Origin of the sequence: Streptomyces hygroscopicus subsp. hygroscopicus (genome assembly GCF_001553455.1) — a bacterium.
GTDB classification, from domain to species: domain Bacteria; phylum Actinomycetota; class Actinomycetes; order Streptomycetales; family Streptomycetaceae; genus Streptomyces; species Streptomyces hygroscopicus.
In genome coordinates this window covers 1-14,297 of record NZ_BBOX01000463.1, presented here as the reverse complement: position 1 = coordinate 14,297, position 14,297 = coordinate 1, and the positions used below count along the sequence as shown (strand labels likewise).

17 protein-coding genes are annotated in these 14,297 nt (G+C 72.8%); 8 read left to right on the top strand and 9 right to left on the bottom strand.

The genetic code is table 11. The features are described 5' to 3' along the window. Window positions 1-849, bottom strand: an 849-nt coding sequence (locus AXW62_RS36095; RefSeq protein ID WP_060948131.1) for a helix-turn-helix transcriptional regulator, incomplete at its 3' end; no start/stop codon positions are given. Between the two features lie 198 nt (window positions 850-1,047). Between AXW62_RS36095 and AXW62_RS36090 the strand changes: the two genes are divergently transcribed. From AXW62_RS36090 to AXW62_RS36080, 3 genes are read left to right on the top strand one after another with little or no spacing between them, the layout of a single operon-like run. Next, window positions 1,048-1,641 carry a non-oxidative hydroxyarylic acid decarboxylases subunit B gene (locus AXW62_RS36090; RefSeq protein WP_060948130.1) on the top strand — a complete coding sequence of 198 codons (594 nt, stop codon included), beginning with the start codon at window positions 1,048-1,050 and terminating at the stop codon, window positions 1,639-1,641. 41 nt (window positions 1,642-1,682) lie between these two features. After that, window positions 1,683-3,107 carry a non-oxidative hydroxyarylic acid decarboxylases subunit C gene (locus tag AXW62_RS36085; RefSeq protein ID WP_060948129.1) on the top strand — a complete coding sequence of 475 codons (1,425 nt, stop codon included), beginning with the start codon at window positions 1,683-1,685 and terminating at the stop codon, window positions 3,105-3,107. 35 nt (window positions 3,108-3,142) lie between these two features. Then, entirely contained in the window at window positions 3,143-3,391 is a 249-nt protein-coding gene (locus AXW62_RS36080) for a non-oxidative hydroxyarylic acid decarboxylases subunit D (protein WP_060948128.1), read from the top strand. A 141-nt stretch (window positions 3,392-3,532) separates the two neighbouring features. On the opposite strand, the gene AXW62_RS36075 is transcribed toward AXW62_RS36080, so the two are convergent. Further along, the gene (locus AXW62_RS36075) at window positions 3,533-4,264 is read right to left on the bottom strand and encodes a dienelactone hydrolase family protein (RefSeq protein ID WP_060948127.1); all 732 of its coding nucleotides are present in this window, start codon (window positions 4,262-4,264) and stop codon (window positions 3,533-3,535) included. Window positions 4,265-4,440: 176 nt separating this feature from the next. On the opposite strand from AXW62_RS36075, the gene AXW62_RS36070 reads away from it, so the two are divergent. Together AXW62_RS36070 and AXW62_RS36065 are read left to right on the top strand one after the other, a co-directional pair. Further along, window positions 4,441-5,292, top strand: a complete 852-nt coding sequence (locus tag AXW62_RS36070; RefSeq protein WP_060948126.1) for a maleylpyruvate isomerase family mycothiol-dependent enzyme — start codon at window positions 4,441-4,443, stop codon at window positions 5,290-5,292. Window positions 5,293-5,377: 85 nt separating this feature from the next. Then, window positions 5,378-5,884 (top strand): mycothiol transferase, encoded by a 507-nt coding sequence (locus AXW62_RS36065; protein ID WP_060948125.1) that lies wholly within the window; start codon window positions 5,378-5,380, stop codon window positions 5,882-5,884. Window positions 5,885-6,001: 117 nt separating this feature from the next. Here AXW62_RS36065 and AXW62_RS36060 read toward each other — a convergent pair whose 3' ends face one another. From AXW62_RS36060 to AXW62_RS36050, 3 genes are all read right to left on the bottom strand, one after another. After that, window positions 6,002-6,670: a pentapeptide repeat-containing protein gene (locus tag AXW62_RS36060; protein ID WP_060948124.1), complete on the bottom strand. Its 669-nt coding sequence runs from the start codon at window positions 6,668-6,670 to the stop codon at window positions 6,002-6,004. 67 nt (window positions 6,671-6,737) lie between these two features. Next, window positions 6,738-7,358, bottom strand: coding sequence for a LysE family translocator (locus AXW62_RS36055; protein WP_060948123.1), 621 nt, complete (start codon window positions 7,356-7,358; stop codon window positions 6,738-6,740). A 151-nt stretch (window positions 7,359-7,509) separates the two neighbouring features. Next, entirely contained in the window at window positions 7,510-8,637 is a 1,128-nt protein-coding gene (locus AXW62_RS36050) for a diaminopropionate ammonia-lyase (RefSeq protein WP_060948122.1), read from the bottom strand. Between the two features lie 113 nt (window positions 8,638-8,750). Between AXW62_RS36050 and AXW62_RS36045 the strand changes: the two genes are divergently transcribed. The 3 genes from AXW62_RS36045 (at window position 8,751) to AXW62_RS36035 (ending at window position 10,539) form a co-directional block, all read left to right on the top strand. Next, window positions 8,751-9,671, top strand: coding sequence for a LysR family transcriptional regulator (locus AXW62_RS36045; RefSeq protein WP_060948121.1), 921 nt, complete (start codon window positions 8,751-8,753; stop codon window positions 9,669-9,671). A gap of 106 nt (window positions 9,672-9,777) precedes the next feature. Beyond that, the gene (locus tag AXW62_RS36040; RefSeq protein ID WP_060948120.1) at window positions 9,778-10,053 is read left to right on the top strand and encodes a hypothetical protein; all 276 of its coding nucleotides are present in this window, start codon (window positions 9,778-9,780) and stop codon (window positions 10,051-10,053) included. A 210-nt stretch (window positions 10,054-10,263) separates the two neighbouring features. Then, a complete protein-coding gene (locus tag AXW62_RS36035; protein ID WP_060948119.1) occupies window positions 10,264-10,539 on the top strand; it encodes a hypothetical protein in 276 nt (91 codons plus the stop codon). Window positions 10,540-10,609: 70 nt separating this feature from the next. On the opposite strand, the gene AXW62_RS36030 is transcribed toward AXW62_RS36035, so the two are convergent. From AXW62_RS36030 to AXW62_RS36015, 4 genes are all read right to left on the bottom strand, one after another. Continuing rightward, window positions 10,610-11,785 (bottom strand): damage-control phosphatase ARMT1 family protein, encoded by a 1,176-nt coding sequence (locus AXW62_RS36030; protein ID WP_060948118.1) that lies wholly within the window; start codon window positions 11,783-11,785, stop codon window positions 10,610-10,612. A gap of 34 nt (window positions 11,786-11,819) precedes the next feature. Continuing rightward, the gene (locus tag AXW62_RS36025; RefSeq protein ID WP_060948117.1) at window positions 11,820-12,662 is read right to left on the bottom strand and encodes a pentapeptide repeat-containing protein; all 843 of its coding nucleotides are present in this window, start codon (window positions 12,660-12,662) and stop codon (window positions 11,820-11,822) included. Between the two features lie 78 nt (window positions 12,663-12,740). Further along, complete coding sequence (locus AXW62_RS36020) at window positions 12,741-12,980, bottom strand: hypothetical protein (protein ID WP_060948116.1); 240 nt, start codon at window positions 12,978-12,980, stop codon at window positions 12,741-12,743. Window positions 12,981-13,005: 25 nt separating this feature from the next. Then, on the bottom strand, window positions 13,006-14,148 hold the full coding sequence (locus tag AXW62_RS36015; RefSeq protein ID WP_060948115.1) for an inorganic phosphate transporter: 1,143 nt from the start codon (window positions 14,146-14,148) through the stop codon (window positions 13,006-13,008). Between the last annotated feature and the right edge of the window lie 149 nt (window positions 14,149-14,297).

The following is a 14,297-nucleotide window of genomic DNA, read 5'->3' as shown; positions in this document are numbered from 1 at the left end:
GGTCTCGCCGGAGCGCCGCCGGAAGAACTTGGTGAAGACGGTGGCGTCCGGGAAGCCGAGCCGCTCCCCGATGGCCGTGGCGGACAGATCGGTGTGCACCAGCAGCCGCTTGGCCTCGAGCAGCACCCGGTCGTCGATGAACCGCTTGGCTCCGCATCCGGCCGTGGCCCGGGTGGCGCGGGTGAGGGTGCGGACGCTGTAGCCCAGCCGGGCCGCGTAGTCCTCCACGCGGTGGGTGCGGGTGTAGTCGCGCTCCACGGCCTGCTGGAAGCGGCGGAACGCCTCGCTGCCCGCCGTGTCCCCGCTCGCGGCGCCGGGCAGATGGGCCAGCCGCAGCACCAGGACGGCGACGAGGTGCCGCACCACCTCGATATGCGCCTCCAGCGGCCCGGACATCGTCCGGTACTCGTTCTCCAGCAGGTCCACGAGGCTACGGAGGGCCTCGGCCTCGGCACCTTCGGGGACCATCAGCGGAAGCCGCGGCGCGGGCTGGTCCAGCCGGGCGGCCGCGGCGGTGGCGGCGCCGAGATAGCCGGGCGGGAAGAGGACGGCGGTGCCCTCGGCGGCGCCGAGGGCGGAGCGGAACTGGTGGATCTGCCCGGGGCGCACCCACATCCAGCCGCCCTCGGTCAGCTCGTACTCGGTGAAGTCCACCGAGCAGCGCAGCACACCGGAACGCACGGTGATCAGCTGGTGGAAGGCGAGCCGCATCGGGGCGTGCACATCGAGGCCGTGGCTGTGCGCACGGGCGGCCAGCCCGGGGAAGTCCAGCACCGCCGCTCCCGGCGGTGCTCCCACGGAGGGCCGGAACGGAACCTCGGTGACATCACGGTGTCCGTTTCTGTCCATAGCGCGTCTTCAGTGTACGGGGGGTGTGCGCTGGTCCGCATCTAGCGTGGTGAGCGTTGCGATGAACGGGTGACCGAAAGAGTCCTCGCCCCTCGCTACCTTTCCCTGCCATTCACTTCCCTGCCATTCCCTGCCATTCCTTTCTCTTCCTTTCTCTTCCCTTCCATCCATCGACCGCAGCCGAAGGAGCGCGCCACCGTGCGATTGATCGTGGGCATGACGGGAGCAACGGGTGCCGTGTTCGGCGTCCGGCTGCTGGAGCATCTGGCCGAGCTGCCCGAGGTGGAGACCCATCTGGTGCTCAGCCGCTGGGCGCGCACCACGATCGAGCTGGAGACCGGCCGGTCCGCCCGTGAGGTGGCCGCGCTCGCCGATGTGACGCACTCCCCCGAGGACCAGGGCGCCACCATCTCCTCCGGCTCCTTCCGCACCGACGGCATGATCATCGCGCCGTGCTCGATGAAGACCCTCGCCGGGATCCGCGCTGGATACGCCGAGGGCCTGGTGGGCCGCGCCGCGGACGTGGTGCTCAAGGAGCGGCGCACGCTCGTCCTCGTCCCCAGGGAGACCCCGCTCAGCGAGATCCACCTGGAGAACATGCTGGCGCTGTCCCGGATGGGTGTGCGGATGGTCCCGCCCATGCCCGCCTTCTACAACCACCCGCGGTCGGTGGACGACATCGTCGATCACGTCACGGCCCGCCTCCTCGACCAGTTCGACCTGCCGTCGCCCGCCGCCAAGCGGTGGGAGGGCATGCGCGCCGCCCGCGGTCCGAGGCCCACTGCCGTCTGACTCCCCCTGACTCCCCCACGCCTCCCCTCATTGGAGTTCCCATGCCATATGACGACTTCCGCGGCTTCCTCCAAGCGCTCCGGCAGGAGGGCCAGTTGCTGCACATCACCGACGAGGTGATGCCGGAGCCGGACATCGCCGCCGCCGCGAACGCCGCCCCGCGCCTGGGCGACCACGCCCCCGCCCTGTACTTCGACAACGTCAAGGGCTTCACCGACGCGCGGATCGCGCTCAATGTGCACGGTTCCTGGGCCAATCACGCCCTCGCGCTCGGCCTGCCCAAGGAGACCGGCACCAAGGAGCAGGTGGAGGAGTTCATCCGCCGCTGGGACACCTTCCCGGTCGCCCCCGAGTGGCGCGAGAACCCGCTGTGGGCCGAGAACACCCTGGAGGGCGAGGACGCCGACATCTTCCGGGTGCTTCCGCTGATCCGGCTCAACGACGGCGACGGGGGCTTCTACCTCGACAAGGCGGCCGTGGTCTCCAAGGACCCCGCCGACCCCGGGAACAGCGGCAAGCAGAACGTCGGCATCTACCGCATCGAGGTCAAGGGCAGGCGCACGCTCGCCATCCAGCCGGTGCCGATGCACGACATCGCCCAGCACCTGCACACCGCCGAGGAGCGGGGCGAGGACCTGCCCGTGGCCATCACGCTCGGCAACGAACCGGTGATCTCCATCGTGGCCTCCACCCCGATGGAGTACGAGCAGAACGAGTACGAGCTGGCCGGTGCCCTGCGCGGGGCGCCCGCGCCGCTCGCCAGGGCCCCGCTCACCGGGCTCCCCGTGCCGTGGGGCAGCGAGGTGGTCATCGAAGGTGTCATCGAGGGCCGCAAGCGGGAGATCGAGGGCCCGTTCGGCGAGTTCACCGGCCACTACTCCGGCGGCCGGAACATGCCCGTCATCCGCGTGGACAGGATCTCCTACCGCACCGACCCGGTCTTCGAGCACCTCTACCTCGGCATGCCGTGGACCGAGGTGGACTATCTGATCGCCGCGAACACCTGCGTACCGCTGTACAAGCAGCTGCGGCGCGACTTCCCCGAGGTCCAGGCGGTCAACGCGATGTACACCCACGGGCTGGTCGTCATCGTCTCCACCAAGAAGCGCTACGGCGGTTTCGCCAAGGCCGTCGGCATGCGGGTGCTGACCACTCCGCACGGCCTCGGCTACGCCGCCACCGTCATCGTGGTGGACGAGGACGTCGACCCGTTCAACCTCCCCCAGGTGATGTGGGCGCTGTCGACGAAGATGAACCCGGCCGGCGATCTGGTCCAGATCCCCAACCTGCCGGTGCTGGAGCTGGCCCCGCAGGCCGTCACGCCCGGCATCACCGACAAGCTCATCATCGACGCCACCACCCCGGTCGCCCCCGACAGCCGCGGCAACTACGGCACCCAGGTGCGCGATCTGCCCGAGGCCGGTGAGTGGCTGGCCCGGCTGCGGAAGCTCGCCGGCACCCGCTGACCACGACCGTTCCGCCACCCCACGGAAGGACCGAGATGTCCGACACCAACGCCCTGTGCCCGCGCTGTGCCCACGAGGCCATCGAGCACATCTTCGACTCCCCCGTCCCCGGCGTCTGGGAGGTGCTCCAGTGCGGGCGGTGCCTGTACATGTGGCGCACCAGCGAGCCCGCGCGCCGCACCCGGCGCGACGCCTACCCCGCGGAGTTCATGGTGACCCCCGAGGACATCGGCACCGCGCCGGAGGTCCCGGCCGTTCCGCCGCTGCGGACGTCCGCGGCCTGAACCGCTGCCGGATGACGGGCCCAGCACGGTGAGCCGCCCCCGGCAGCCCGTGCGCCGCACAGGGCAACTGATCGAGCCCGGCGCGCCGCCCGTGGGCTGGCCGGCGGTGCGCCGGTGAGCGCCGCGTCCGGCGTCCGCCGTTCACACCGCGGACGGGAACACCTCCTCGAACAGGTCGAGCATGGCCCGCCAGGACCGTTCGGCGGAGGCCCGGTGGTAGCCGATCCCCGGGCGGGCGGAGGGATCGGGTTGAAGGTCCGGGTGGGTGAAGCTGTGCAGGGCGCCGCCGTGGAGGTGCATGCGCCAGTCGACCCCGGCGGCCCGCATCTCCTCCTCGAAGGCCAGCCGGTGCTCGGCGGGGGCGAACGGGTCCTCGGACCCGACGCACACCAGCACCTTGCCGGTGATGTTGGCGGCGTCCCCGGGCCGGGTGGTCGTCAGGGCGGGGTGGAAGCCGACCACGGCCTTGAGGTCCGCGCCACCCCGGGCGAGTTCCAGGGCCATGGTGCCGCCCAGGCAGTAGCCGATGGCGGCGACGCGGGAGGTGTCGGTCCTGGGTTCTGCGGTCAGAACCGCGAGCCCGGCTCCGCCGAGGGCGCGCATGCGGTCGGGGTCGGCGAGCAACTCGTCGACCCGCGCGAACATCTCCTCGCGGTCCTCGATGAACCGTCCGCCGCCGTGGTAGTCGAGGACGAAGGCCACATAGCCGAGTTCGGCGAGCCGGTCGGCGCGCAGGCGCTGGTGGTCGGTGATGCCCGGACCCTCGTGGGCGATCAGCACGGCGGGGCGCCGGTCCGTTCCGCCGGGCAGCGCCAGATGGCCCACCATCGTCGTACCGTCCACGGGGTACTCGATCCGCCTGGTCGTCACCATGGTCGTGCTCCCTTGTCCTCGGATGTCGCGCCGGTTGGACAGGAAAGCTAACAACGGCGGCCCGCCGGGCGGGTGTTCCTTCGCCGGACGCCGATCCGGTCTGCCGGCAGCGAAGGCGGACCGGGTGGCCGGACGAGGTATGGCAGAGTCCGGTCGCGGCCTGGCAGAGTGCGGCCATGGACTACTCAGCCCATTTCCACCGTGAGATCCTGGCGTTCGAGCAGACGGCCCGCGGTGCCGCCGACGGGACGGACGCGCCGCTGATCCCCTCCTGCCCCGGCTGGACGATGTCGGATCTGGTGCTGCACCTGGGCGGGGTGCACCGCCTGCTCGCCCGGGTCATCCAGGACCGGCTCACCGAGCAGCCGGACCTCACGGACATCACCCTCTTCGACCTTCCCGAGGACCACGCCGACTGGCCGCGGCCCACCGGCGGGCCGCATCACGGCCCGGTGCCGGTGGGCCTGGTCGACTGGTTCGCCGAGGGCGCCGACCGGCTCGAGGCGCTGTTCCGGAGCGTCGATCCGCGGGTGCCGGTGTGGACCTGGTCGGCCGAGCGGACCACGGGCTTCTGGCTGCGGATGCAGACCATCGAGGCGGCCCTGCACCGCTGGGACGCCGAGCGGGCGACCGGCCGGCGAGCCCGGCCGGTCGAGCCCGAACTCGCGGTGGACGCCGTGACCCAGACCTTCGAGGTGATGGCACCGGCCCGGCGGACCTGGCGAGAGGCCCCCGCCGGAGCGGGCGAACGGTTCCGGTTCCGCCGGACCGACGGTCCGGGCCTGTGGACGGTCCGGTTCGACGGCGACGACATCCACCTCACCACGGGCGCCACGGAAGAGGACGCCACGGCGGAGGACGCCGCCGACGGGGGCACCGCCGACCCGGCGTGCGATGTCGAACTGGCCGGGACCGCATCGGATCTGATGCTGTACCTGTGGCAGCGGATCCCCGCCGAGCGGCTCGACGAGGTGACGGGCGACCGGGCGGTGCTCGACCGCTACTTCACCCTCGTCCCGCCGGTATGAGGCGCGTCCCGGCGAGTCGGCACCCCGCGGCCGGGGCCGCGGGGTGCGACCATGGCCGGGGTCACGACGAGCGAAGGAGCCGCCAATGAACAGCGCCGATCTGCTGGCCGACGCCTTCGGCCGGGTGTACGAGGAGGTGCACGCGGCCGTGGACGGGCTCTCCGAGGAGGAGCTGGCCGTACGGCTGGACAGCGGGGCGAATTCGATCGCCTGGCTGGTGTGGCATCTGACCCGTATCCAGGACGACCACATCGCCGACGCGGCGGGCACCGAGCAGCTGTGGACCTCCGAGGGCTGGGCCGAGCGGTTCGGCCTGCCGTTCCCTCCGGAGGCCACCGGCTACGGCCACCGGAGCAAGGACGTGGCGGCGGTGCGGGCCGACGCCGAACTGCTCACCGGGTACTACGACGCGGTCCACGAGAACACGCTCGCCTTCGTCAGGGGGCTGGGCAACGGTGAGCTGGACCGGATCGTGGACGAGCGATGGACCCCCGCGGTGACCCTCGGCGTCCGGCTGGTCAGCGTGATCGCCGACGATCTGCAGCACACCGGACAGGCCGCGTTCATCCGCGGCGCGATCCGCAGGCGGTAGCGCGGCCCGCTGCCGCCACGGCCCTGGCCGGCCCGCCGGTGACGGACGCCCCGCCGTACGGACCCGCCACCGGTGGGACACCGGACACCCCTGCCGTGGCCGGCGGGAGGCGCCTGCTCAGTTCGCGCTTCCGTGGTCCCGTACGGTGATCCCCAGGGCGTCGGCGAGCATCGGCGCCAGCTCCGCCAGCTGCCCGCTGCCGATGGTGGCGCCGCGCAGGGCGTCATGGCCATCGGCGATCTCCAGCCGGGTGGCCTCCCGCAGATCGACCTTCGCCATCCGCGCCTTGCCGAACCGCACACCCTTCAGCGCCGACCCCGGAAATGCCACGTCGGTCAGGTTCGCGCCGCCGAAGTCGACGTCGCGCAGCACACAGTCCACGAACCGGACGCTCCGCAGCGTGGCCGTGCGCAGATTCACCGACTCCAGCTTGCACCGGTGGAAGGTCACCCGGTGCAGCCGGGTGGAGAACATCTCCAGCCCGGCCAGCACACAGCCGATGAGCTCGCCGTCCAGCCAGTCGGTGTCCGCCAGATCGGTCCCGGTCCACCGCACCCCGTCCAGCCACACATCGTTGAACCGGGCCCCGCGGCACCGGCCCCCGGCGAAGGTCACCGAGGAGAACGCGGACTCGAGGAACCGGGCGTTGTCGCCGACGGCCCCGTCGAAGGTGTCGCCGTCCAGCCGCACGGTGTCGTAGTCGCCGTCCTCCGCCAACACCCCCTCGAACGGCCGCAGATGTTCTACGAAGGGCAGCTCGTCGAAGGCGCGGGGGGACGGTGTCATGGGGAGCTCGCTTTCCGGCGGAAGTGGCCAGCGTACACACCGCCGGGCCGGCCTCGGCGCCGGCCGGTCAGGCGGACGCGGTGGCCACCGCGAGGCCGAAGCCGATCAGCACGACGCCTGTGGTCCGCCCGAGCGCGCGCTGGACGCGAGGCCGCTGGAGGAGCGGCCCGGCCTTGGCCAGCAGGAACACATAACCGCCCAGCCAGGCGAGGGTGAGGACGGCGTGGAGGAGGACCAGGAGCGTCATGGCCCAGGCGGCGGGCAGCCGGGGCGGGGCCAGCGCGGGGAGCAGCCCGGTGTAGCAGACGGCGATCTTCGGGTTGAGGACATTGCTGACCAGGCCGGTCCGCCACGGGCTCCCGGCCGTGGGGCGGGTGCCGGGACCGGCCGGCGCGGGGGCGTCCCGGCGGTTGTGCCACAGCGCCTGCGCGCCCAGGAACACCAGGTAGCCGGCGCCCAGGAGCGTGACGGCCAGGTAGGCCGCGGCCGAGGCGGCCAGCACCGCCGCGAGCCCGGCCACGGTCAGCGCGCCCCAGGTCAGCAGCCCGGTCACGATCCCGCCCACGGTCCGCAGCGCGTCCGCGGGGCCGGCCGCGACGGCGCGCCGGGTCACCACCGCCATGTCCGGGCCGGGCACGACGGTCAGCAGGCTCAGCACGCCGAGGGCGGCCGCGAAGTGGCTCAGCACGCCGCCGTCCTCCTCCCGGTGGAACGGGCCGGCGGCGGGGTGTGGATGCGGTCGTTCAGCACGAGGGCCTTCCGGGGGCGGGACGTCTGCGGTCGGTGGCCTACTGCGGTCGGTGGTCTGCTGCGGCCTGCGGTGTCAGCGGCCGGTGGTGTCAACGGTCGGTGGTGGTGGAGTGCGGGTTGGCGTCCGGGCCCTCGGTGCTGAGCAGCACGACCACCGAGGACGGGCCCAGCCCCAGCGCCGTACGGCGCTCGTCGGCGCCCGTGCCGGTGAGCGCCGCGGTGAGGCCGGCGAGCGCCGCGGCCCCGCAGGGACCCGAGGAGACGCCGAGAGCGGCGAGGCGGGCGGCCGCGCGGGCAGCGTCGGCGTCGGAGACGGCGACCGCCGCGTCCAGTCCGCCGTGCAGATGGGGCCAGGCGATGCTGGACGGCGTACCGCAGTTCAGCCCGGCCATGGCGGTGTCGCCGGTGCTGACGCTGACGGGTTCACCGAGGGTGAGGCTCTCCAGTACGCAGGCCGCGGGCTCCGGCTCCACCGACAGCAGTGCGGGCGCCCACCCGGACGGACGGCTGCGGTAGTGGGTGACCACGGCCTGGGCCAGCGACCCCACACCCACCGGTATGGAGACGAGATCCGGCCCCCGGCGGACGCCTTGGGCCGCCAGCTGCTCGTCGATCTCGGCGCAGAGGGTGGAGTACCCCTCGACGATCCACCGCGGGATCCGCTCGTAGCCCGGCCAGGCCGTGTCCTGTACCAGGACCGCGTCCGGCCCGGCCGCCGCCTGGGCCGCCAGGCGCACCGCCTCGTCGTACGGCCCCGGAACCTCGGTGACCTTCGCCCGCTCGGCGGCGATGGCCGCGGCGGCCCGCGGATGCACACCCCGCGGAACGAAGACGTGGGCGCGCTGCCCGAGCAGGCGTGCCATCCGCGCCACCGCGCGGCCGTGGTTGCCGTCGGTGGCGGTGACCAGCGTGACCGGGCCCGGTGCCGCTCCGTCCGCGGCCCGTTCGGCGAGGACCCGGTGGACGGCCCAGGACGCGCCCAGCGCCTTGAACGCGGGCAGCCCCAGACGGCACGACTCGTCCTTGACGAAGATCCGGCCGACCGCGAACTCGGCGGCCAGCGGCGGGAGTTCGGTCAGCGGCGTGGGGGCGTAGCCGGGCAGCGCGGCGTGGAAGCCCCGCACCTCGGCGGGGGCGGGCGCACACCGCCAGGCGCGGGCACCGGGCCGCGCGAACCACGGCGGCGCGGGGAGGGAGGAAGCGTTCTCAACAGACACCTGACCAGGGTCCACCGCGTCCGGTGATCGGGTCCAGCGAAGGTTTCCGACCTATACTCATCGGAAGAACCGATGATTGGGGCTTGAGGAACGGCGAGGAGCGCGGGCTGCCGATGTTCGACCTGCACCGACTGCGCCTGCTGCGCGAACTCAGACACCGCGGCACCCTCGCGGCCGTCGCCGCGGCCCTGTCCTACGCCCCCTCTTCCGTCTCCCAGCAGCTCTCGCAGCTGGAGGCGGAGGTCGGCGTCCGTCTCCTGGAACCGGTCGGCCGGCGGGTGCGGCTGACCGAACAGGCCGAGATCCTCGTCGCCCACACCGAGGCGATCCTCGAACGGCTGGAGCGCGCGGAGGCGGACATCGCCACCTCCCTGACCGACCTGACCGGCACCCTGCGCATCGCCTCGTTCCAGACGGCCGCCCTGGCCCTGCTGCCGACCACCCTCGACCTGCTCCGCGACCGCCACCCCCAGCTGCGCGTCCACGTCACCCACATGGAGCCGGAAAAGTCCCTGCCCGCCCTGCAGGCCCGCGACTTCGACCTGGTCCTCGCCGAGGAATACCCCGGCAGCCCCAATCAGCGGCCCGCCGAACTCGAACAGGAAGACCTGTTCCGCGACCCCCTGCGCCTCGCCCTGCCCGAAGGGGCACCCCGCCCGGCCACCGGGGGACCGATGGCGGCGCTGCGCTCACTCGACGGCCGCCCCTGGGTGATGGAGCCCGAGGGCACCGCCGCACGCCACTGGGCGATGGCCCTCTGCCGCGAGGCCGGTTTCGAACCGGACGTACGGTTCGAGACCACCGACCTCCTGCTCCACCTCCGCCTGGTGGAGCAGGGGCACGCCGCCGCCTTCCTCCCCGACCTCGTCTGGGGCGGACACCGCCCGACCGTCGCCCTGCGACAGCTCCCCCGCGGCCGGCGCGCCCGCCGCGTCCTCACCGTCGTACGCCGCGGCAGCGGCGGGCATCCGGCGATCCTGGCGTGCCGGGACGCCCTCCGCCGCGCGGTCACCCTCCACGGTGGTCAGGAGTAGGCCGGGCGGGTCACTCCTCGGTGCGCTTACCCGGCTTCCTCCCGGCCCCCTCCGTTAAATCGGATCGTCAGACATCTCGCACTGCGAACCCGACACGGAGGAATCCATGCAGATCGCGAAGAAGGCCGCCCTGCTGGCCGCCACCGCCGGCACCCTGGTGCTCCTCGGCACCGGCACCGCGGCCGCCAACGGCTACGGCGGCGGTCTCGGCGGCGGCTCCGACCAAAACATGGGAAACCCCACCAACATCGACATCACCAGCTTCATCTTCCAGAGCAACGACTGCGACACCTCCACCGGTCTCACCACCCACACCGGCGGGGCGGCTCCGGCCGGTGACCTCCACATCGGCAGCACCTGCGTCAACGCCATCGGCGGGTGACGTCGGGACGCTGACAACCTGAGATCACCGGCACAGCGCTCCCCTCGCCTCCCGGAAGGCGAGGGGAGCGCGTTCTTCGGCCCTGGATATGGATGACATGGTGCGCCGAACGGGCCACTCTCCGGTGCGCTTACCCGGCTCCCTCCCGGCCCCCTCCGTTAAATCGGATCGTCAGACATCTCGCACTGCGAACCCGACACGGAGGAATCCATGCAGATCGCGAAGAAGGCCGCCCTGCTGGCCGCCACCGCCGGCACCCTGGTGCTCCTCGGCACCGGCACCGCGGCCGCCAACGGCTACGGCGGCGGTCTCGGCGGCGGCTCCGACCGAAACATGGGAAACCCCACCAACATCGACATCACCAGCTTCATCTTCCAGAAGAACGACTGCGACACCGCGACGAGTGCCACCGCCCACACCTCCGTCGGGGCTCCGAGCGGTGAAGTCAACATCGGCAGCACCTGCCTCAACCACATCGGCGGGTAACGCCGGAGACGGCCCCTCGGACACCGGCCACGGCGCTGCCCCCATCCTCAGGGGCGGGGGGAGCGCCCCGTCACCGCCGTACCTGGATCAGCGCATGGGTACCGCTGGTGCGCCACCGGCCCCCCTGCGCGTCCAGCGCGGCCACGGCCGGCTCGTCGAGGCCGACGATCACATCCGACTTCAGGGTGCGCAGCGCGGCCACCGGGCCGGGGAAGTACGCGGTGCGGTCGGCGAAGGAGGTGGTCGGGGGCCACAGCCGGTCGCCGACCAGACGGCGGTAGTTCAGATCGCCCTTCATGACGGTGAGGGTGGCCCCGGCGAACTCACGCCGCAGATCGCCGGGCATGTCCTGGTACGGCAGCGGCGCGCGGAAGAAGTCATGCGTCCGCACCGCGAGCCGCCCGTCGGCCATGGCCGCCCACAGCCGCCGGCCGGCCCCGGCCGCGGCGCCCTCCGCCCCGGTCAGACGGCGCAGACAGTCGACGACGTCCTCCGTGGTGGCGTCGGAGACGTAGTACGGATACGGCTTGACCAGGAGCACCGCCCGCTCGGCGCGCCCGTGGCGGAGCACATGGTCGATCAGCACGAGGTCGGGGAGGAGTTCCCGCCCGGCGTTGTCCGCCACCACGCACAGGGTGGCCGGGGAATCGGCGGGCAGCAGCGACCACAGTGCCTCGGCGTCGTCGGCGACCAGGGGCGGTGTCCCGGCGCCGTGGCTGTCCCCACCCGCTGAGGAGATGCGGAAGCCCAGGTCCGCGCGGTTGCCCCACAGCGAGCCGTGCACCAGTGCGGCGGCCTGTTCGGCGGCGGGCCAGGCCAGGACGTCATCCAGGGTGGCCAGTTCGGCCTCCGCCTCCGGGGTGTGCAGCTCGGCCTGTTTGAAGGGGCGGAACGGATCGACGCCCCGCCAGGGGCCGTCGGCGAAGTAGCCCACGGCGTCCAGCAGCCGGCGGTAGAAGTAGCTCTCCGCCCACAGGAACGGGACCTCGAACCAGGACCGGCCGAAGTGCCCCCGGCCCCACACCGCCCACCGGTCGTGGTCGTAGGCGGTGGGCCCGAGCGGGGTGATGGTGCCCTCGGCGCCGTTGGCGCGCAGCGCGTCGAGGGCCCGGTGCTGCTCGGGGCCGTACGGGAAGGCGTCGCGGACCTTCTCGATCAGGGCCGGATGGCGTTCGGCCAGCACGCTCCGGGCGAACGAGCCGGGCTCATCGCCACGGATCACGGGCGCGTCGACGGTGTCGGACATGGCAGTCAGGGTCGCACACCCGGTGTGGGGCGGGTCACCAGTGCGCGGGCCGGGTGAGGGCCGGCGGCAGCCGGGTGGCGGCGTCGCCCCTGGCCGCGCTCAGCTGGGCCTGGGTGAGGAAGACGGCTCCCCGGAGGTCGGCCGCGCTCAGATCCGCGTCGCGGAAGTCGGCCCCGATCAGATCGGCCGCCGTCAGATCGGCCCGGGTGAGGTCGGCCGCGATGAGCTGGGCCCCGCGCAGGTTGGCGCCCCGCAGATCGGCTCCCCGGAGGTCGGCGCCGATGAGGTCGGCTCCCCTGCGGTTCTTCTTCCTGCCCGGGACCCCGGCCCGCACCAGCTCGCTCGTGCGCAGCAGGAGCTGGTTGACCCGGTCGCGGTGGGCCGCCAGATCGAACTCCACCAGCTCGGGGGCGCTCTGGAGGGTGAGGCGCTCGGTGTCGTGCAGCGCCTGGCGCAGTGCGCCGTGGACGGGCCGGGCGGCGGGCAGGGCCAGCGCCTCGGTGAGGTACCACAGCAGCTCGTGGAGGTGGCGTACGACGGGGAAGGCGGCGAACATCTCCGGGGCCGTGCCGGGGTGCCGGCGCCAGTCGCGGCCCTCGAAGGTGACCTGGGAGACCTTCTGCCCGGCGCCGAAGCAGTCGTAGACCGTACAGCCCGGGAAGCCCTCCTCCCGCAGCCGGGAGTGGATACCGCAGCGGAAGTCGGACCGGAGATTGCGGCAGGGCTTCCCCGCGTCCTTGCCGATCGCGAAGTCCGCGGAGGCCGCGAAGGGCAGGGCGACACAGCACAGTCCGAAGCAGCTGCCGCAGTCGGCCCGCAGGGCGGAGCGGTCCGCGCCGGCCGGGCCGGCGGAGGGGGTTCCGGTCGTATCTGACACCGTGCGTGGTCTCCCGCGTGGTCATGAGCACCGCGGTCCGCGGCGGTGCTCGGCAGGGATCCATTGTCGCAAGCCCGCTCAGCCCGGAATGATCAGGTCGATGCCATAGCCGGCGACGGCCAGACACGCGGCGAAACACGCCACCGCCGCGGCCGTCGCCACCCGGTCCGTACAGCCCCGGCGGTCGCCGTGGGGCGGGGCGGCGCCGCCGCCGCGGGCCCAGGCGGCGACGCCCAGGGAGAACATCACGACCACCAGGACGGTGACCCCGAGGCTCACCCCCAGGACCCCGCCGATCGTGCTCCAGGTGGTGCCCATGGGCTTCGGCTCCTCTCGGCGGGGGTCATACGGTGGTGCCCAGGGAGCGCTCGGCGCGCTCGGGGACATGCGGCTCGTTGACGTTGTCCGGGCTCACCGGGCTGCGGCGGGAGAGCGCGTAGAAGCCCACCGCCGCCGCGATGGCGACGCCCGCCACCAGGGCCACCCCGCCGTTGCCCCGGTCCGCCACCCAGGCCGCGACGCCGCCCACGGCCGCCGCCGCGGGCAGGGTCAGCAGCCAGGACACGGCGATCCGCCCGGCGGTCCCCCAGCGCACCTGGGCGAGCCTGCGGCCCAGCCCGGCCCCCAGGATGCTGCCCGTGCACACCTGGGTGGTGGACAGCGGGAAGCCCAGATGCGACGAAGCCAGGATCACCGCGGTCGCGCTGGTCTCGGCGGCGAAGCCCTGTGGGGGCTGGATGTCGGTCAGCCCCCTTCCCATGGTCCGGATGATCCGCCACCCTCCGGCGTAGGTGCCCAGCGAGATCGCCAGGCCCGCGCTGAGCACCACCCACCACGGCGGCCCGGCGCCGTGGCCGAGCACACCGCCGGAGATGAGGGCGAGGGTGATGACGCCCATCGTCTTCTGCGCGTCGTTGGTGCCGTGGGCGAGGGCCACCAGGGAGGCGGTCCCCACCTGGCCGGCGCGGAAGCCCTTCCGCGTCACCCCGGCGGCCACCCGGCAGGTGATCACGTAGGCGAGATAGGTCGCCAGCATGGCCACCGCGCAGGCCACCACCGGTGAGGCGAGCGCCGGAACCACGATCTTCTCGACGATGGCGGTGAAGCGCACCGCGGATCCTCCCGAGCCCACCCACACCGCGCCGATCAGCCCGCCGAACAGCGCGTGCGAGGAACTCGACGGCAGCCCGGCAAGCCAGGTGACCAGATTCCACAGGATCGCCCCGATCAGTCCCGCGAAGATCATGACCGGGGAGACCTCGGCGTCGTCGACGATGCCGTTGGAGATCGTCCTGGCCACTTCCGTGGAGAGGAAGGCCCCCGCCAGGTTGAGCACCGCGGCGACGGCGACGGCGGTCCGGGGCGACAGCGCTCCGGTGGCGATGGATGTGGCCATGGAGTTGGCCGTGTCGTGGAAGCCGTTGGTGAAGTCGAAGGCCAGTGCCGTGAGGATGACGGCGACCAGAAGGAAGGAGACGGAGTCCATTCCGGACCTCCCGCACCAGGAGCGGTCCGGCACCTCGTCGCCCCGAACCGTCTCGCGAAGACCGCTGCCTGTTCTCCACGCTAAGCGCGCCCTCGGACCGCCGCCAGCGCTGCCGCCGGGGCGCGCGGACGGGCCGCACCGTCCCGGTG